This window comes from Novosphingobium aureum (assembly GCF_015865035.1).
Classification (GTDB): domain Bacteria; phylum Pseudomonadota; class Alphaproteobacteria; order Sphingomonadales; family Sphingomonadaceae; genus Novosphingobium; species Novosphingobium aureum.
The window spans coordinates 64,502-81,127 of sequence record NZ_JADZGI010000001.1 but is presented as its reverse complement, the minus strand read 5'-3'; the positions used below and the strand labels follow the sequence as shown (position 1 = coordinate 81,127).

Here is a 16,626-nt window from a genome sequence, read left to right as displayed (position 1 = left end):
TGTTCAAGTCGGCATGCCTGAATGAGACGCGCGCGGATAGTCCGCGGTGCTCGCGCCAGATCACGGGCATGGTGGGTTTCGGACGGGCATCTGCCCGAACTCGGTGCTAGGCACGCATTTCATCCCGGGCAGGCGCAACTGAACACGGAACCGCGGCAAGGCTCCACAAGGGGAGCAGCGGGGGGAGTTGTTACAGCCGCGAGCGCCAGCGGGTTGATGGCTCGTGCTGACTCGTTCCCTACGCCGACTTTGCGAATTTTGCAAGTTGATGACAGTCGATTCCGGGCTGGAACGAGGGTTCTGACCGACAGGCGAAAGCGTGGCGAGGCGCTGCGTGCCAGCCCCCTGCCTGCCTGCCCGGGACCTCGCAGGCCGACAATCCGCGACAGGACCCGCGGTTGGCTTACAGCGATCTCGACAGCGCGGCACCGGATTGGCATGGACAGCACCATGACAGCTTACAGCCTTGCCGGCATCGCGCCCGCCGCCTTCGATCTCGACGCTTTCGTCGAGGCCACCCTTGCCGAGGACCTGGGAGAAGGCTTGCCCGGTGGCGGGCAGGACGTCACTTCGCAAAGCGTGATCGATGCCGATGCGCGCTTTGCCGGGGTGATGGATGCGCGCCACGCGGTGACCGTCGCGGGCCTGCCGCTTGCCGCCGCCTTCTTCGCACGTCTCGATCCGGCAATGGAAATCGAGATCCTCGTCGAGGAGGGCGCGCAGGTCGGCCCCGGTACCGCGCTGATGCGCCTTTGCGGCAATGCCCGCGCGATGCTGACCGCCGAGCGCAGCGCGCTCAACACCGTCCAGCATCTCTCGGGCATCGCCACCATGACTCGCGCCTACGTCGACGCCATGGGCGGCCACGCGACGCTGCTCGACACGCGCAAGACAATCCCCGGCCTCAGGCATCTCGAGAAGTACGCAACGCGGCAGGGCGGGGCGCAGAACCACCGCATGGGACTGTGGGATGCGGCGATGATCAAGGACAACCACGTTCTTGTCGCGGGCGGGGTCGGCCCGGCAGTTGCGCGTGCCCGCGATGCCGGGGTGGCCCAGATCATCTGCGAGGTCGACCGCCTCGATCAGATCGAGCCCGCCATTGCCGCTGGCGCGCATCACCTGCTGCTCGACAACATGGGCCCCGCCATGCTGCGCGAAGCCGTTGCGCTGGTTGCGGGGCGCGTCCCGACCGAGGCTTCGGGCGGGGTCAATCTCGATACCATCGGCGCCATCGCCGCGACCGGCGTGACCTACGTTTCGGTCGGCCGCCTGACGCAGAGCGCGCCTGCTGCCGACGTCGGGCTCGACTTCACCCCGCTCGCCGCCGACGCGGGCTGATCGCCGGGTGCGCGCCAAGCCGCCCGTGCTGCGCGTGTTCGAGGCGCTGGTCGTGCTGGCGGCGCTCGCGAGCCTCGCGATCATGGTGGCCTGGTACGAGGTGCTCGTGACCGAGGCGCAGCGCATGGGAGGCTCTGCCTACGTGCCGCTTCTCACGATCATGTTCTCCATGGGCTATTTCCTGTGCTTCTGGTTCGCGGTCGCACGCCGGGCGAGCCGGGTGGCCTACTGGATATTCTTCGGCCTCGCCTTCCTCGGGTTGGTCCCGCATGTCGCGGACTGGCAGGCGTTCACTGCCGAGGGGGCCGAACGTGCCTATGCGTTCTCCACGCTCGCGGCGCAGTTCGTCCATGTCGCGGCGGCCTGTGTGATGCTGGTGCCCGAAGGCCAGCGCTGGCTGAGCCGGCGCGGCACGGGCGAGCCGGATGCGGCCGATGTCTTCGACTGAGAGGCGCCGGCTGCGCCTTGCGGCTCGCGTGGTCGCGAGCTGGCTTGCGCTCATGCCGCTTCCCGTCCTCGCACAGGCCTACCAGTGCCGCATCCCCGAGCATGTGGCGCCACTGGCGCTTCCCGCGCCCGATGGTCCGTCGCGCCGGGCTCCGGTCGCGCGCTACACGCTCGCGGCGAGCTGGTCGCCCGACTGGTGCAAGATGCATGGCGATACCACCTCGATGCAGTGCTCCCGGCGCTACGGGCGCTTCGGCTTCGTGCTCCACGGGCTGTGGCCCGAGGCGGCGCGCGGACCCGCACCGCAGTGGTGTGCGGCGCGCTACCGGCCCTCGGCTGCGCTCATCCGGCGCAACATGTGCCGCACGCCCTCGGCCTCGCTGCTTGTCCACGAATGGGCCAAGCACGGCACCTGCATGACCGCGACGCCCTCGGCTTACTTCAAGACCGCCGGGATTCTGTGGGACGCCGTGACCTGGCCCGATGCCGACCGCCTTTCGCGCAAGGAGGACCTCGTCGCGGGAGACCTGCGCGATGCCTTCCTGGCGGCGAACCCGGGCTGGCCACGAGGCGCAGTGGGGATCGATCTCAGCCGTGGCGGCTGGCTGCGCGAAGTGCGGCTCTGTTACGGTCGGGACTTCCGTCCCAAGGCCTGCGCCGCGCGGCAGCTGGGCGCGCGCGACGGTGTGGCGATGAAGATCTGGCGGGGCCTGTAGGGCAGCGCGGGGAGGGGACGCACCCTCTCAGCGCCGCTCCCGGAAGAAACTGCGCAGCAGGTCGGCGGCCTCGGCCTCGCCGATCCCCCCATAGACTTCGGGACGGTGCAGGCACTGGGGGTGGTCGAAGACCCGTGCACCATGCTCGACCGCACCGCCCTTGGGGTCGCTGGCGCCATAGTAGAGCCGCTCGATGCGCGCATGGGCGATCGCGCCCGCGCACATCGCGCAGGGCTCGAGCGTGACCCATAGCTCGCAGCCGGTGAGTCGTTCGTCCTCGAGAATCGCCGCGGCGGCGCGAATCGCCTCGATCTCGGCATGGCTGGTAGGGTCGTGGTGTGCGCGCGGGGCATTGCGACCGGTCGCAATGACATTCCCGTCCTTCACCACCACCGCGCCGATCGGTACTTCGCCCGAATCGGCGGCTTCGCGGGCTTGCGCTAGGGCGAGAGCCATGTATTCGGGGAGCGGCCAGCGAGTCATGACACAGCGCTAGCCTGCCGAAAAGCGCCATGCAACTTGACCTTCCCCCGGGGAATCAGTAAGGGCGCGCCTTCCCGTACAAACGGCAACCGTTTTTTTTCGAGCGAGAGTAAACATGTCCCGCATCTGCGAACTGACCGGCAAGGGCCGTCAGGTCGGCTGCAACGTCAGCCACGCCAACAACAAGACCAAGCGCGTCTTCCTGCCCAACCTGCAGAACGTCACGCTGATGTCGGAAGCTCTGGACCGCAGCTTCAAGTTCCGCGTCTCGACCCACGGCCTGCGTTCGGTCGAGCACAATGGTGGCCTCGACAACTGGCTGCTGAAGACCTCGGACGCCAAGCTCAGCCCGCGCGCCGTCAAGGTCAAGCGCGAGCTCAAGAAGGCTGCCGTCGCAGCCTGATTGCCCGTCGCGGTGGCCATCGGGCCCCGCGATGCGCTTTCCTGACCGGTGACCGCCGCCGCCTCGCGCGTACCTCGCGCGATGCGTTGCTGACGGTTCCGGCCACTCGGAAATCCGGGACATGTCGGTAAGGCGTGCAGTTCGTCTGCGCGCCTTTCGGCGTGTCTGCGTTCCTTCCGGCCTGGCTGCTAGGGTTGTTGGCGCCGCAATTGACGGTGCCGTTGGAGCGGTTCAGCCCCGGTAAGGTGGCCCTGCCGCCCTCAACGGGCGGCGTCGCCAGCCTTCGGCCAAGGCAGCTCGTCAGGGTCGACCGAGAGCTTCCACAGCAGGGTCTTTTGCTGCGTGGTCATGAAGTTGTCGTCCGAGATCAGCCAGACGTTCAGCCTCCCGGCATTGCCCGGGGTGACCGCGATGCCCTCGAAATTGTCGACCGGCAGGTCCGATGAAAGCGCCGCGATCTCGCGCGCAGGCCAGGGCTTGCCCGGCTCGATCGTCGCCGGATCGGCGATCGCGATGCGACCGGCAAACTGCATCGGCATCGGCCACACGAAACGCCGCATCAGGATCAGCACGCGCCCGTCGGGCAGCAGGGTCATGTCGACGACCGAGAAGTTGGGCGCACTGGTAAAGCTGAACTCACGCGGTTCGCCGCTGGTGATCGGGTCACCGTCGAAGATGACCGCCTTGTGCTCGGTCCCGTAAAAATAGCCGCTGGGCGCCTCGCGAATGAGCACGAAGCGTCCGTCCGGGATGCGCACGATCGATTCGGGACCGGAGTTGAATCCCCAGTCCTTCATCGCCTCGGGTTCGACCCGGGCGTTCGAGCGCAACATGTCATCGGTACGTGCAATCGCGTTGATACCTTCCATGCCGAGCCAGATCGTTCCGGTCCGGGCATCGCGCACTGCCGATTCGACGTCGCGGTAGTTCTTCTCGCGTGCGATCTTGCCAAACTTCACCTTGCCCATGGCATGTTGCCAGGGACGATTTGCGGCCATCTGGAAGGCAAGCCACTGGCCATCGTCGCTGAGTGTGACGAACTTGCCGCCGCCATAGGCGAGCAGTGCGGAGTAACCGCCGACCTCGGGCCCGCGAAGCTGCCAGCCACGTTCGAACCGGAACGGTCCAAGGTGTGCGGAAAACCGTGTTCCCGGAGCGATCTGGTGGTCGGAGACGGTCATCCTGTGTGGATGCACGACCGCTTCGATCGGGCTGCGGATCCAGGTGGGGCCAAGCAGGCCGACAATCAGGATCAAAAGGGCGATGCTGCGCTGCACAAGTGGTGCATAGACTAGCTGCGGCGCAGGGCAAGCGCTGTTGCAACCACGCGTGGTGGCGCGTGCCCCGCACAAGCTGCGCGGGGCCGCCTTGTTCAGTCCATCGGTCCGGTGAACAGCAGCGGATCGAGCCGCGCGTCGGCCCACTTGATCGACCAGTGCAGGTGCGGCCCGGTCGCTCTGCCGCTACTCCCGATGCGGCCGATGACCTGCCCCTGGGCGACATGGTCACCCTCCTTAACGGTGATCGCCGAGCAGTGCAGGAAGGCGCTGTTGAGGCCGTTGCCATGGTCGATCATCAGCAGGTTGCCCTCGAGCGAGAAGGGCGTTTGCGCGGCAAGGATGACGACGCCGTCCGCCGGTGCGACGAAGGGCGTGCCGCTGGTGCCGGTCGAGATGTCGATACCCGAGTGATAGCTGCCCGGTTCGCCGCGATAGATGCGCTGCGAGCCGAACCGGCCTGAAATGCGACCCTTGACCGGCCAGATGAAGTCCTGTCGCCAGCCTTGCGCACCGGTGCGCATCGCGCGCGCCGCGCCGATCATTTCCAGTTCGGGCCTGCGGATCTTCATGAAGGCCGCGGAAGGACCGCCGCTGCGCCGCGCGATGTTGACGTGTTCGATGTTCCAGTCGCGCGGCGAGACGGTCAGTTGCTTGGTTTCGACGCGGCCATCGGCATAGCGCGCGGTAAGCGTCGCGCTGGTCCCGGCGTCGCGGTCGAAGGCGGCGAACCATTCGCCACCTTGCGCGGAGAGTGGCAGGTCCTGGCCGTCGAGCGTGATCGAGCGCACGCCGCGCGGCGCAAAGCCCCTGATCCAGCCTCCCTGCGTCAGGCGACCCGAAAAGGTGAGTGTGGCCGGGCGCGGTGCGCTCGAGCCGGTCGGCGCAGCCTCGGCTGAAGAGACTGCGGGCATGGCGCCGAGCGCCGCAACCAGTCCGGCGAGGGCGACACCTAACAGCGCACAGGTCCCGGAAATGCGGACCGCGCGAGGCGTAAAACGGGTCATGGGATTACTCCGTGTGCAGGTCGCTCAGGAATCCGAGAGCAGGCGCCGGGTGGCGATCTCGGCGCTGGCATAAGGCTCCTGCCGCACGGCGCTCCAGTAGCGCAGCTCCTCGAGCGAAATAGGCGCGCCGCTCACGGCACATTCTACGTAGTTTCCGGGGCTTAGCATCCGGAAGCTGTTGGGACCGTAGGCGAGCTTGGCGGGGCGATCGGCAGAAGACATCAACATGTTCGCAAACTAGCAGAGCAGATCGGTCAAAACAAATCGCCTTGTCGCGGCTCGCTCGGCTTCGGTCGCGCGCTCTTGCTTGAGGCAGTTTCGGTGCGCGGCGCAGAGACCGAAGCTTTCGGTGCCGGCGTCGATGGCGCGGTGGAGCCGCCGGTCCCGGTCGAGACAGCAAGCTCTCCGTCACGGAATTCGAGCACCAGCGAGGAATGGGCAGCGGCCTTCTCGCGCGAGGTCAGCGCCTCGCCGCTGGTCGCCTTGACGAGGGCATAGCCGCGCTGGAGCGGCAGGCGCGGGTCGAGCTGGGGCAGGACGCGCGCGAAGGGGGCGAGCCGGTCGCGCTCGATCGCCATGCGGCGGGTGAGCAGGCGCGGCTCGAGCCCGGTGCGCTGCAGGTCCTTCGCGGCATCGACGACCTGGCGCTGGAGCAGCGGCAGCGAGAGCCGTCCCGCGACGCGTGCAAGCACCTCGCGCTTGCCGCCCGCCTGATCGCGCTGGCCCCGACGCAGCCGTTCGGTCAGATCGTCGAGGATCTGTGCCTTGGCAGCGAGGATAGCGTCGGGGCGGGGCAGGCGCTGCACGCGCGCCTCGAGCCGCTCGCGCCCGAGCGTGACGGGCCGCAGCGCGCTGCGGCGCATGCGCGAGCCCATTTCCTCGAGCTGGGAGAGCAGTTCCATGCGCACCGGCACCGCGATCTCGGCCGCAGCGGTTGGGGTCGGCGCGCGGCGGTCGGCGGCGTGGTCGCACAAGGTGGTGTCGGTCTCGTGGCCGACTGCGGAAATGATCGGGATCGAGGATTCGGCGACCGCACGGACCACCACTTCCTCGTTGAAGCTCCATAGATCCTCGATCGAGCCGCCGCCGCGTGCGACGATGACGAGGTCGGGGCGCGGGACCGGGCCGTCGGCGGGCATCTCGGAGAAACCGCGTACCGCGCGCGCGACCTGCTGCGCCGCGCCTTCGCCCTGGACCAGCACCGGCCAGACCAGCACCTGTGTCGGGAAGCGGTCGGCGAGGCGGTGGAGGATGTCGCGGATTACCGCGCCGGTGGGCGAGGTGACGACGCCGATGACGCGCGGCGCGAAGGGCAGGGCGCGCTTGCGCTCGGGCGCGAAGAGCCCCTCGGCGGCGAGCCGCTGGCGCAGCTTCTCGAGCAGCGCGAGCAGGGCGCCTTCGCCGGCGATCTCCATCGATTCGATGACGATCTGGTACTTCGAGCGGCCGGGATAGGTGGTCAGCTTGCCGGTGGCGATGACCTCGACGCCGTCTTCGGGGCGGAACGGCAGGCGCTGGGCATTGCCGCGCCACATCACCCCGTCGATCACCGCCTTGTCGTCCTTGAGCGCGCAGTAGAGGTGGCCCGAGGCCGCCCGCTTGACCCCCGAAAGCTCGCCGCGCAGGCGCACGAAGCCGAAGCGATCCTCGACCGTGCGCTTGAGAAGCGCGGAAATCTCGCTGATCGAGAGCGGCGCGGCGTTGTCCCCCGCCTCCTGCTTCGCTACCAGCCCTCCCGAACGACCGTTTTCGAATGAGTCATCGTCATTGGATCGATTGAAAGGCACGGGGCTATGAACATCCTTCTGCTGGGCTCGGGTGGCCGCGAACATGCGCTGGCCTGGAAGCTGGCGCAATCCCCGCTCTGCGACACGCTTTACGCTGCCCCCGGAAATCCGGGGATCGCGCAGGAGGCGACGTGCGTCGCGCTCGATGCGGGAGACCACGGCGCCGTGGCCGCATTCTGCGAGGAACACAAGATCGGGCTGGTCGTGATCGGCCCCGAGGCACCGCTTGTCGACGGGCTTGCCGATTCTCTGCGCGCCGAGGGCATCGCGGTGTTCGGTCCGAATCAGGGTGCGGCGCAGCTCGAGGGCTCCAAGGGGTTCACCAAGGACCTGTGCGCGCGTGCCGACATCCCGACGGGGCGCTATGTGCGCGTCACCAGCGAGATGGCTGCACTTGCAGCGCTTGCCGAGTTCGGCGCGCCGGTGGTGGTCAAGGCCGATGGCCTCGCCGCAGGCAAGGGCGTCACCGTCGCCATGACCATGGCTGAGGCCGAAATGGCGGTCATGGAAATCTTCGCCGGCCGCTTCGGGCAGGTCGGTGAGGACGGCCACGGCGCCGAAGCGGTGATCGAGGAGTTCCTCGATGGCGAGGAAGCCAGCTTCTTCGCGCTGACCGACGGCTCGACCATCGTGCCCTTCGCCTCGGCGCAGGACCACAAGCGTGTGGGCGACGGCGATAGCGGGCCCAATACCGGCGGCATGGGCGCCTACAGCCCGGCGCCGGTGCTCACCCCCGAGCTCACCGGCGAGACGATGACCCGCATCATCGCGCCGACCGTGCGCGCGCTCGCCGATGCCGGGCTGCCCTATTGCGGCGTGCTGTTCCTCGGCGTCATGCTGACCCGCGAGGGGCCCAAGCTGATCGAGTACAACTGCCGCTTCGGCGATCCCGAGTGCCAGGTGATCCTCTCGCGCCTGCAGAGCGACCTCGTCGAGCTGCTTCACGCCTGCGCCGAGAACCGCCTCGGTTCGGTCGCCCCGCCACGCTTCGTCGACGAGACCGCGCTGACCGTGGTCATGGCCGCCAAGGGCTATCCCGACACGCCCGAGAAGGGCGGCGCGATCAACGGTATCGAGGCGGCGGAGAGCGATGCCGTGAAGGTCTTCCATGCCGGAACCGCGATGAAGGACGGCCAGCTCGTCGCCAGCGGCGGCCGCGTGCTCAGCGTCACGGCGCGCGGGCGCAACGTCACCGAGGCGCAGGCGCGGGCCTACGAGGCCGTCGATGCGATCGACTTCGATAGCGGCTTCTGCCGCCGCGACATCGGCTACCGCGAGGTGGCGCGCGAGAGGCGGCAGGGCTGAACGCGATGTCGGGCAGCCGGGTCGATACGGTGCTGAAGCTCTCGCTCTCGCTCGCGGCGCTGCTCGCGGGCGGGGGCGTCGGCTTCTACTACGGGATCTACCTGCCCTCGCAGGACTTGCATCGCCAGACACAGGAAATGGTCGAGCAGCAGGACAGCGCGCGCGTGCAGACCAAGGCTCTGGCCGACAGGGCCAGACGCGAGAAGGCGGCCCAGGTCGCCTACGAGGACTGCAACAATGCCGCCGAGCTGACCTACAAGAACCATTGGGCAGCAGCCTGCCGCGCCCAGCATGCCGCCGACGTCGCTGCCTTCGAGGACTGTGCCGACAACCTCTTCGCTACCGAGAAGGGATGCCTGCGCGACCACCCGATCCGCCCCGAGCGAGAATGCGCGCTGACCACCCGGCTCGCCGACCGTCTCGTCGAGGAGCGCGACGGCGCGCGGCAGGAATGTGTCGGGCGCCTGCGCGAGATGCAGGCCGCGAGCGCAGACGACGCACCTGTCCCTGCGTCCTGAGGTCCAGTCCGATGACTGGCGGTTAGCGGCTGAGGCCCTGCGGCGGTTGGTCGAGCAGGTATTTGACCATGATCGCCAGCCGCTTGGCATCCTCGCGCGCGAGGTGTTCCTTGGGTGCGCGGCGTTTCGCTTCCTCGAGCGCACTGACGACCTGCGGGCGGGTGTAGCCGCGTCGACCGATGAATTCGCCGAGGTAGCGGATCGGGAAGGGTGGCGGGCGCTTGACCGCGTGGCACAGGACCTCGAGCCAGTATTCGTCGAGGTCGGCATCGGCGTAGAGATCGCAGTCCTGGGTGAAGGCGATCATCTCGTCGAGCACCAGTTCGGGAGGCTGGCCCTTGTCCGCGAGCAGTTCGCGGCTGATGCCGTGCAGCGCCTCGGCCTCGTCCGACCAGTCCCAGTAGCGCCAGGCAGGCGAGGGGCGGATCAGCCAGGCCCGGCTCGAGCCGTCGATGCGCGCGATGGCGACCTCGATCGGGAAGGACTGCCCGTATTCGGGCAGGCAGCTCGCCTCGAAATCGATCAGCGCCGGACAGCTCAACCCATAGACCTCCTCGTCTTACGGGGGCGCTGTCCGGCTGCTGTCGGTTGCTCCGGCCTCAGCCGCGCTCGGCGACGAGCTGCTTGAGATCGACCTCGGGACGCGCGCCCATGTGCGAGATGATCTCGCTGGCGCAGATTGCACCAAGACGCAGGCACTTGGCAACGTCCATTCCCCGCACGTGGCCGAAGAGGAAGCCGGCGGCGAACAGGTCGCCCGCGCCGGTGGTGTCGACTACCTTCTCGATCGGCTCGGCGGGAACATGCGTGATCTCGCCGCCGGTTGCGGCAACCGCCCCGTGTTCGGAGCGGGTCACGACGAGGACCGGCACCTTGGGCGCAAGCGCTGCGATGCCAGCATCGAAGTCCTGCTCACCGGTCAGCGTCGCCAGTTCGATCTCGTTGGCGAAGAGAATGTCGATCTGCCCGGCATCGATCATCGCGCGGAAGTCGTCGCCGTGGCGGTTGATGACGAAGGCATCGGAGAGCGTGAAGGCAACCTTGCGGCCCGCATTGCGCGCGGCCTCGATCGCGGCGCGCATGGCCGCGCGCGGCTCTTCGGGATCCCACAGGTACCCTTCGAGGTAGAGCACCTGCGCGCTGGCGATGGTGTCGAGGTTCAGCGCCTCGGCAGGCAGAAACTGCGAGGCACCGAGGTAGGTGTTCATCGTGCGCTGGCCATCGGGGGTGACGAAGATCAGGCACCGGGCCGTCGGCGGATCGCCCGCGCGCGCGGCGGTCTCGAAGGCAATGCCGCCGGCGCGGATGTCGTGCGCGAAGATCTCGCCGAGCTGGTCATCCGCAACCTGCCCGATGAACCCACATTGCGCGCCGAGCGCGGCGAGACCTGCCAGCGTGTTCGCGGCCGAACCGCCCGAGATCTCGGTGGCCTGACCCATACGCGCGTAGAGGTCGCGTGCGCCGTCGGTGTCGATCAGCGTCATGCCGCCGCGCACGAGGCCCAGTTCCTCGATCAGTGCATCCTCGCAGGGCGCCATGACGTCGACGATGGCATTGCCGATGGCAATGACGTCCAGGGTCGGGGCAGGCTGGCTCATGCGGGGATAGTCCTTTTCGTAGGGGAAGAATGTTCGGGAAGTGTTGCGGGCTTGCGTGGCTCACGCAATGCATCATGGCGCGAGTAGCGCGCCGTTTATCGCGGGGCAACACCTTGCACCTTCACTTTGCGTTGACACGATGGGGTCGGCGCGCAACACGCTGGCGGATAATGATGATCCCGAACCTTGCGCCTTCGCGCTCGCAGGTCCCAGTCGCGCAAGGGACCTTGCGTCCCTTTCCGATCCGTCCGCTTGCCACTGCCTGTGGCCTGGCCCTGTTGCTGGCGGGTTGCGTTTCGGCGTCAGGAGGCGGCGGAGGTTCGACCCGCACGCCGACCCGCGTGCCCAGTGTCCGTCCGGCAGCGCCGAGCGGTGCGCGCGACCCCAGCTTCCAGACCATCCGCGGGCTCGAGGGCGTGATCGGCGTCACCGAGCGAGAGCTCGAGCGCCAGTTCGGTGCACCGCGCCTGCGGGTGTGGGAGGGCGATGCGCGCAAGCTGCAGTTTACCGGGCGCGCCTGTCTGCTCGACGTCTATCTCTATCCGACCTCGGGCTCGAAGACGCCGGTCGCGACATACGTTGATGCGCGACGTTCGTCCGACGGACAGGACGTCGACCGCGCCGCCTGCGTCGCTGCTCTGCGCCAGAAGTAAGCGGAATTAACCATCGATTAGTCCGCGAATGGCAGATTTGACCCCAAGGAAGAGGGGTCGCGGATACGATGTCTACGAATTTCAAGGATGTAGCAGAGCAGGCGCTGCTCGACGGGGTGATTCGCGCCGAGGAAGTCGCGGCGCTGCGTCTGGCGGGCTGGGCCAGCGGCTCGATCGAGCCCGAGCTGGCCGAAGAGATCTTCGCGATCAATGCGCGGGTCTCGGTTCCCTGCAGCGAGTGGAGCGACTTTTTCGTCGAGGCCATTGCCGACTACGTCGTCAACAGGCTTTCCCCGCGCGGCTATGTGACCGAGGCCAATGCCAGCTGGTTCGTCGATCATGTCGATGCCGACGGTTGCCTGTGCTCCTTGACCGAGCTCGAGGCTCTGGTTCGTATCCTCGAGACATCGCACGAAACCCCAGAAATGCTGCGCCTGTGGGCGATCGGGACGATCGAGCGCATGGTCCTGACCGGCGAGGGACCGATGCGCGGCGGCGGCATGCTCGAGAAGGGCAAGGTCAACGAGGCCGAGGCGCTGATCCTGCGCCGGGTACTCTTCGCCAGCGGATCGGACCGTCCCGCTGCGGTCAGCCGCCGTGAGGCCGAAATGCTCTTCCGCCTGAAGGATGAGACGCTCGGCGCAGACAATGCGCTCGAATGGAAGGCGCTCTTCGTGCAGGGCGTGGGCAGCTACCTGCAGGGTTTTGTTCAGCATACGCCGCTCGGCCGCGAGCGCGCGGCCGAACTCGAAGCCTTCATGAAGGATACCGGCTCGTCGGTCGGCGGGTTCATGGGGCGCGTGCTGGCGATGCTCGCCAGTCCCGCGCAGGTTGCTGAGTCTTTCGGACGCAAGGGCCCTCGACCCGAACTCGAGGCACTGGTCGCCGCCGCGCGAGAGATCACCGGCGAGGAAGCGGACTGGCTCGACGGCAGGATTGCGCGCAACGGGGAGGTCGACGAATACGACAAGGCGCTGCTGCGCTTCCTCGCGCAGGACTAGGGTCCTGACTTTTGTCCGGAAGAGCCAGCGCGCTTAGACGGTGAAGCTCTCGCCGCAGCCGCAGGCACCCTTGGCGTTGGGGTTGTCGAAGACGAATCCGGCGGTGAAGTCGTCTTCCTTCCAGTCCATCGTCGAGCCGATCAGATAGAGCACCGAGGCACTGTCGATGTAGAAGGTGCCCCCCGGGGTCTCGATCTTCTCGTCCATCGCCACTTCCTCGGTGACGTAGTCGACCGAGTAGGCGAGGCCCGAGCAGCCGCGACGCGGGGTCGAGAGCTTGACGCCGATGGCCTCCGCGGGTGCCTTTGCCATCAGTGCGGCGACGCGCGCCTCGGCATTGGGCGTGAGCACGACGGCGGCGGGGCGCGGACGGGCGGTTGCGGTGGTGGTCGTCATAGCGTCTTTTCCCAGAACTGCGCCGTCCCCTTGGCGGGATCGAGCGCGTAGCTTTCGTACCCTTGCGCGGCATAGAGCGCCTTGGCCCGCTCGTTGCCCGAAAGCACCTCGAGCGTGACCTTGAGCGCGCCGCGACGGGCTGCTTCGGCCTCGACGGCCTGCATCAGCGCGCGGCCGATGCCCTGTCCGCGATGTCCCTCTTCTACCACGAGATCGTGGATGTTGACGAGCGGGCGTGCGGCGAAGGTCGAGAAGGCGGTGAAGCAATTGGCGAGGCCGACCGGCTTGCCATCGCGGAAGGCGAGCATCGAGAAGGCACCCGGAAAGGCGTTGAGCGCGGGCACGAGGCGGTTCGCGACCGCCGGGTCGAGGCCCTTGCCACCGCCCATCGGATCGCGCGCATAGGCGTCGAGCAGCACGACCAGCGCCTCGCCGTCGGGCGCGTAGCCGTAGTCGGCAAGCCGTACGGTCACCGCGTCCGTCTGCGGCTCCAGTGTGGTGCTCGGCTCGCTCACAGCATGCCCAGTTCGAGCTTGGCCTCGTCGGACATCTTGGCCATGTCCCACGGCGGATCCCACACCAGCGCGACCTCGCAATCGCGAACGCCGGGCACCGCGGCAACGCGCATCTCGACTTCGCCGGGCATCGATTCGGCGACCGGGCAGTGCGGTGTCGTGAGCGTCATGATAACGTTGACCGATGCCTCGTCGGAGACCTCGACATTGTAGATGAGCCCCAGGTCGTAGATGTTGACCGGGATCTCGGGGTCGAAGATTTCCTTCAGCGCATCGATCACGGCTTCGTAGATCGCACCGCCGGGCGCGCCGGGGTCCTCGCCCTGCGGCTTCTCGGCGAGGAAACCGTCGAGATAGTCGCGCTGGCGTTCGCCGCCCGCGGCACCGGCAGCGGGAGCCGCTGCATCGTCGACCCGTGCGCGCTGGGGCGGGGTCGCTGCATCGACTTCTTCCACGCGGAAGGTGGGCTTCTCGTCGTTCATCCGAAAATTCTCCTCGTGCGCTCGATCCCTTTCAGGAGCGCCTCGATATCGCTTTCATCACTGTAGAGGCCGAAGCTGGCCCGGGCGGTGGCGGGTACGCCGAGATGGTCCATCAGCGGCTGGGCGCAGTGGTGCCCGGCGCGGATCGCGACGCGGGTGCCGTCGGCGGCTTCCTCGTCGAGGATCGTGCCAAGATCGTGCGGGTGGACACCGTCAAGCGCGAAGCTGACGATGCCCAGCGAATCCTCGGGTCCGAACACGGTCACGTCGTTGCGCGCGGCGAGTTCGCGCCGCAGCACTGCGGTCAGCTCGCGCTCGTGGCGCAGCGCGCGCTCGAGACCCACGCCCTCGAGCCAGTCCATCGCCGCTGCCATGCCAAGCGCCTCGATGATCATCGGGGTGCCGGCCTCGAAGCGCTGCGGGGCAGGGGCGTAAGTCGTCTCGTCGAAGGTCACGCGGTCGATCATCGCGCCGCCGCCCTGCCAGGGGCGCATGTCCTCGAGAATCTCGCGCCGAGCCCAGAGCACGCCGATCCCGGTGGGACCGTAGAGTTTGTGCGCGGAGAAGGCGTAGAAGTCGCAGTCCATCGCGGCCACGTCGAGCGCGATGCGCGGCGCGGCCTGGCAGCCATCGACGAGCAGCTTCGCGCCTACGTTGTGAGCCAGCTTCGCTGCATGTTCCACGTGGAGCACCGAGCCGAGCACGTTGGAAACATGCGCCAGCGCGACGAGCTTGTGGCGCTCGTCGAGGATCTTCTCGGCGGCTTCGAGGTCGATCGCGCCATCCGCGGTGAGCGGGCACACGTCGATCTCGATGCCGATGCGATCACGCAGCATCTGCCAGGGCACGATGTTGGCGTGGTGCTCGAGCGTCGAGACGAGAATGCGGTCGCCTGCCTTCATGTTGTCCTGTGCCCAGGTCTGCGCGACGAGGTTGATCGATTCGGTCGCGCCGCGGGTGAAGACCACCTCGTCCTCGCGTCCGCCCAAGAACTGCGCGGTACGGCGGCGTGCGGCCTCGAAAGCGAGCGTCATCTCGGCCGAACGCGCGTAGACGCCGCGGTGCACGGTCGCGTAGTCGCGGCCCATGGCGGCAACGGTCGCGTCGATCACTGCCTGCGGCTTTTGCGCGGTCGCGGCGGTGTCGAGGTAGTGCCAGCCGCCGGCAAGGCCGGGGAACTGGACGCGAAGGGTCAGGGTCTCGGCGCTCAAAGGATCGCCTCCAGACGCTCCTGCGCGGCAGCGGTGAGCGCTTCCTCGCCCGCCGCACCGGCAAAGGCCTCGGCGATGAAGGCCTGAAGCATCAGGCGCTTTGCATCGGCGGGGGTGAGGCCGCGGCTCATCAGGTAGAACAGGCCCTGCGCATCGAGCTCGCCGACCGCGCAGCCGTGCGCCGCCTTAACGTCGTCGGCGTAGATCTCGAGCTCGGGCTTGGCATTGGCCGTCGCGGTGCGGTCGAGCAGCATCGCGCGCACCGACTGCTGGGCATCGGTGCCGTCCGCGCCGCGCTCGACCCCGATGCAGCCGAGGTAGCTGCCGGTCGAGTGATCCGCGAGCACCGAGCGCACGATCTGGCTGGAGGTCGCGTCCTTCTCGGCGTGGACCACCTTGGTGACCACCTCGAGCGTTTCCTTGCCCGTCGCCAGCTGCGCCGCGCCCAGCGTGAAGTCCGCGCCCTCGCCGAGGCGGGCCTCGATGGCGATGCGGCCATAGGCGGGGCCCGCGCTGAGCACGCGCAGGTCGAACTTCGCGCCCTTGCCGAGCGTGATCAGCAGGTGGCGCGCCACCGGTTCGGCGCCGCTCTCGACGATCTCGAGCGCGGCTTCCTCGCCGGCTGCGACCGAGATTTCCTCGGGCACGATCGGCCAGACCTGCGCCAGCGCGGTCATGTCGGCGTAGCGGAAGTCCTCGTCCTTGCGGGTGGGGAGGGTTGCCGTACCGCTCATGCCGCCGGCTCTTGGACGACCGCCTCGTAGCCTTCTTCCTCGAGCCGCAGCGCGAGCTCGGGGCCACCCGACTTCACGATCCGGCCGCCTGCGAGGACGTGGACATAGTCGGGCTTCACGTAGTCGAGCAGGCGCTGGTAGTGCGTGATCAGCAGCACCGCCTTGTCGGGCGCGCGCATGATCGCGTTGATGCCCTCGCCGCAAGTCTTGAGCGCGTCGATGTCGAGGCCCGAGTCGGTCTCGTCGAGGATCGCCAGCCTGGGATCGAGCACGCCCATCTGCACCATCTCGGCGCGCTTCTTCTCGCCGCCCGAGAAGCCCACGTTCACCGGGCGCTTGAGCATGTCCATGTCCATGCGCAGCAGGGCTGCCTTTTCCTTGGCGAGCTTGAGGAACTCGCCACCGGTGAGCGGTTCCTCGCCGCGGCTCTTGCGCTGGGCATTGGCTGCCTCGCGCAGGAACTGGACGAACGAGACGCCGGGAATCTCGACCGGGTACTGGAAGCCCAGGAACAGGCCGGCCGCCGCACGCTCGTGCGGTTCCATTTCGAGCAGGTCCTCGCCGTTGAGCGTGGCCGAACCGCCGGTGACCTCGTAGCCCGGACGCCCGCCGAGCGTGTAGCCCAGCGTCGACTTGCCAGCGCCGTTGGGGCCCATGATCGCATGGATCTCGCCGGGATTGATGGTCAGCGAGAGACCTTTGAGGATGGGCTTGTCGGCGACGTTCGCCTGCAGGTTATCGATAGTAAGCAT

Annotated in this window: 21 protein-coding genes; 8 read left to right on the top strand and 13 right to left on the bottom strand. The window is 67.8% G+C overall.

Features of this window, described 5'->3' with window-relative positions; all coding sequences use genetic code 11:
- The first annotated feature begins 450 nt into the window (after positions 1-450).
- From nadC to I5E68_RS00385, 3 genes are read left to right on the top strand one after another with little or no spacing between them, the layout of a single operon-like run.
- The gene (nadC, locus tag I5E68_RS00395) at positions 451-1,341 is read left to right on the top strand and encodes a carboxylating nicotinate-nucleotide diphosphorylase (RefSeq protein WP_197159745.1); all 891 of its coding nucleotides are present in this window, start codon (positions 451-453) and stop codon (positions 1,339-1,341) included.
- Positions 1,342-1,348: 7 nt separating this feature from the next.
- Complete coding sequence (locus tag I5E68_RS00390) at positions 1,349-1,789, top strand: hypothetical protein (RefSeq protein WP_197159744.1); 441 nt, start codon at positions 1,349-1,351, stop codon at positions 1,787-1,789.
- Complete coding sequence (locus tag I5E68_RS00385) at positions 1,776-2,504, top strand: ribonuclease T2 family protein (protein WP_228726735.1); 729 nt, start codon at positions 1,776-1,778, stop codon at positions 2,502-2,504. The genes I5E68_RS00390 and I5E68_RS00385 overlap by 14 nt, the downstream gene beginning before the upstream one ends.
- Positions 2,505-2,531: 27 nt before the next feature.
- Here I5E68_RS00385 and I5E68_RS00380 read toward each other — a convergent pair whose 3' ends face one another.
- On the bottom strand, positions 2,532-2,987 hold the full coding sequence (locus tag I5E68_RS00380; protein ID WP_197159743.1) for a nucleoside deaminase: 456 nt from the start codon (positions 2,985-2,987) through the stop codon (positions 2,532-2,534).
- Positions 2,988-3,102: 115 nt separating this feature from the next.
- Here I5E68_RS00380 and rpmB point away from each other — a divergent pair, with 115 nt between their 5' ends.
- Positions 3,103-3,390 (top strand): 50S ribosomal protein L28, encoded by a 288-nt coding sequence (gene rpmB, locus I5E68_RS00375; protein ID WP_197159742.1) that lies wholly within the window; start codon positions 3,103-3,105, stop codon positions 3,388-3,390.
- 260 nt (positions 3,391-3,650) lie between these two features.
- On the opposite strand, the gene I5E68_RS00370 is transcribed toward rpmB, so the two are convergent.
- The 4 genes from I5E68_RS00370 to xseA form a co-directional block, all read right to left on the bottom strand.
- The gene (locus I5E68_RS00370; RefSeq protein WP_228726734.1) at positions 3,651-4,646 is read right to left on the bottom strand and encodes an esterase-like activity of phytase family protein; all 996 of its coding nucleotides are present in this window, start codon (positions 4,644-4,646) and stop codon (positions 3,651-3,653) included.
- Positions 4,647-4,762: 116 nt separating this feature from the next.
- Complete coding sequence (locus I5E68_RS00365) at positions 4,763-5,674, bottom strand: M23 family metallopeptidase (RefSeq protein WP_197159739.1); 912 nt, start codon at positions 5,672-5,674, stop codon at positions 4,763-4,765.
- A 24-nt stretch (positions 5,675-5,698) separates the two neighbouring features.
- Positions 5,699-5,902, bottom strand: coding sequence for a DUF2093 domain-containing protein (locus I5E68_RS00360; protein WP_197159737.1), 204 nt, complete (start codon positions 5,900-5,902; stop codon positions 5,699-5,701).
- A gap of 26 nt (positions 5,903-5,928) precedes the next feature.
- Positions 5,929-7,506 (bottom strand): exodeoxyribonuclease VII large subunit, encoded by a 1,578-nt coding sequence (gene xseA / locus I5E68_RS00355; protein WP_197159735.1) that lies wholly within the window; start codon positions 7,504-7,506, stop codon positions 5,929-5,931.
- Between xseA and purD the strand changes: the two genes are divergently transcribed.
- Positions 7,468-8,766, top strand: coding sequence for a phosphoribosylamine--glycine ligase (gene purD, locus I5E68_RS00350; protein WP_197159733.1), 1,299 nt, complete (start codon positions 7,468-7,470; stop codon positions 8,764-8,766). The two genes, xseA and purD, sit on opposite strands and share 39 nt — an antisense overlap.
- Before the next feature lie 5 nt (positions 8,767-8,771).
- On the top strand, positions 8,772-9,284 hold the full coding sequence (locus I5E68_RS00345; protein ID WP_197159731.1) for a hypothetical protein: 513 nt from the start codon (positions 8,772-8,774) through the stop codon (positions 9,282-9,284).
- Positions 9,285-9,306: 22 nt separating this feature from the next.
- Here I5E68_RS00345 and I5E68_RS00340 read toward each other — a convergent pair whose 3' ends face one another.
- Positions 9,307-9,825: a 3'-5' exonuclease gene (locus I5E68_RS00340; RefSeq protein ID WP_197159729.1), complete on the bottom strand. Its 519-nt coding sequence runs from the start codon at positions 9,823-9,825 to the stop codon at positions 9,307-9,309.
- Between the two features lie 58 nt (positions 9,826-9,883).
- Complete coding sequence (locus I5E68_RS00335) at positions 9,884-10,882, bottom strand: adenosine kinase (protein ID WP_197159727.1); 999 nt, start codon at positions 10,880-10,882, stop codon at positions 9,884-9,886.
- A gap of 173 nt (positions 10,883-11,055) precedes the next feature.
- Here I5E68_RS00335 and I5E68_RS00330 point away from each other — a divergent pair, with 173 nt between their 5' ends.
- Positions 11,056-11,535 (top strand): hypothetical protein, encoded by a 480-nt coding sequence (locus I5E68_RS00330; RefSeq protein ID WP_228726733.1) that lies wholly within the window; start codon positions 11,056-11,058, stop codon positions 11,533-11,535.
- 68 nt (positions 11,536-11,603) lie between these two features.
- Positions 11,604-12,536 (top strand): hypothetical protein, encoded by a 933-nt coding sequence (locus I5E68_RS00325; RefSeq protein ID WP_197159725.1) that lies wholly within the window; start codon positions 11,604-11,606, stop codon positions 12,534-12,536.
- A gap of 33 nt (positions 12,537-12,569) precedes the next feature.
- Here the strand turns inward: I5E68_RS00325 and I5E68_RS00320 are convergent, their stop codons facing one another.
- Genes I5E68_RS00320 through sufC form a run of 6 tightly spaced genes read right to left on the bottom strand, consistent with a single transcriptional unit; the run spans position 12,570 to position 16,626 of the window.
- Positions 12,570-12,932, bottom strand: a complete 363-nt coding sequence (locus I5E68_RS00320) for a HesB/IscA family protein (protein WP_197159723.1) — start codon at positions 12,930-12,932, stop codon at positions 12,570-12,572.
- Positions 12,929-13,447 (bottom strand): GNAT family N-acetyltransferase, encoded by a 519-nt coding sequence (locus I5E68_RS00315; RefSeq protein ID WP_323982042.1) that lies wholly within the window; start codon positions 13,445-13,447, stop codon positions 12,929-12,931. The genes I5E68_RS00320 and I5E68_RS00315 overlap by 4 nt, the downstream gene beginning before the upstream one ends.
- Entirely contained in the window at positions 13,444-13,929 is a 486-nt protein-coding gene (locus tag I5E68_RS00310; RefSeq protein WP_197159721.1) for an SUF system Fe-S cluster assembly protein, read from the bottom strand. Before I5E68_RS00310 ends, I5E68_RS00315 begins: the two co-directional genes overlap by 4 nt.
- On the bottom strand, positions 13,926-15,140 hold the full coding sequence (locus tag I5E68_RS00305) for an aminotransferase class V-fold PLP-dependent enzyme (RefSeq protein ID WP_197159720.1): 1,215 nt from the start codon (positions 15,138-15,140) through the stop codon (positions 13,926-13,928). The genes I5E68_RS00310 and I5E68_RS00305 overlap by 4 nt, the downstream gene beginning before the upstream one ends.
- Positions 15,137-15,874, bottom strand: a complete 738-nt coding sequence (locus I5E68_RS00300; RefSeq protein ID WP_197159719.1) for a SufD family Fe-S cluster assembly protein — start codon at positions 15,872-15,874, stop codon at positions 15,137-15,139. The genes I5E68_RS00305 and I5E68_RS00300 overlap by 4 nt, the downstream gene beginning before the upstream one ends.
- Positions 15,871-16,626 (bottom strand): Fe-S cluster assembly ATPase SufC, encoded by a 756-nt coding sequence (gene sufC / locus I5E68_RS00295; RefSeq protein WP_197164354.1) that lies wholly within the window; start codon positions 16,624-16,626, stop codon positions 15,871-15,873. The genes I5E68_RS00300 and sufC overlap by 4 nt, the downstream gene beginning before the upstream one ends.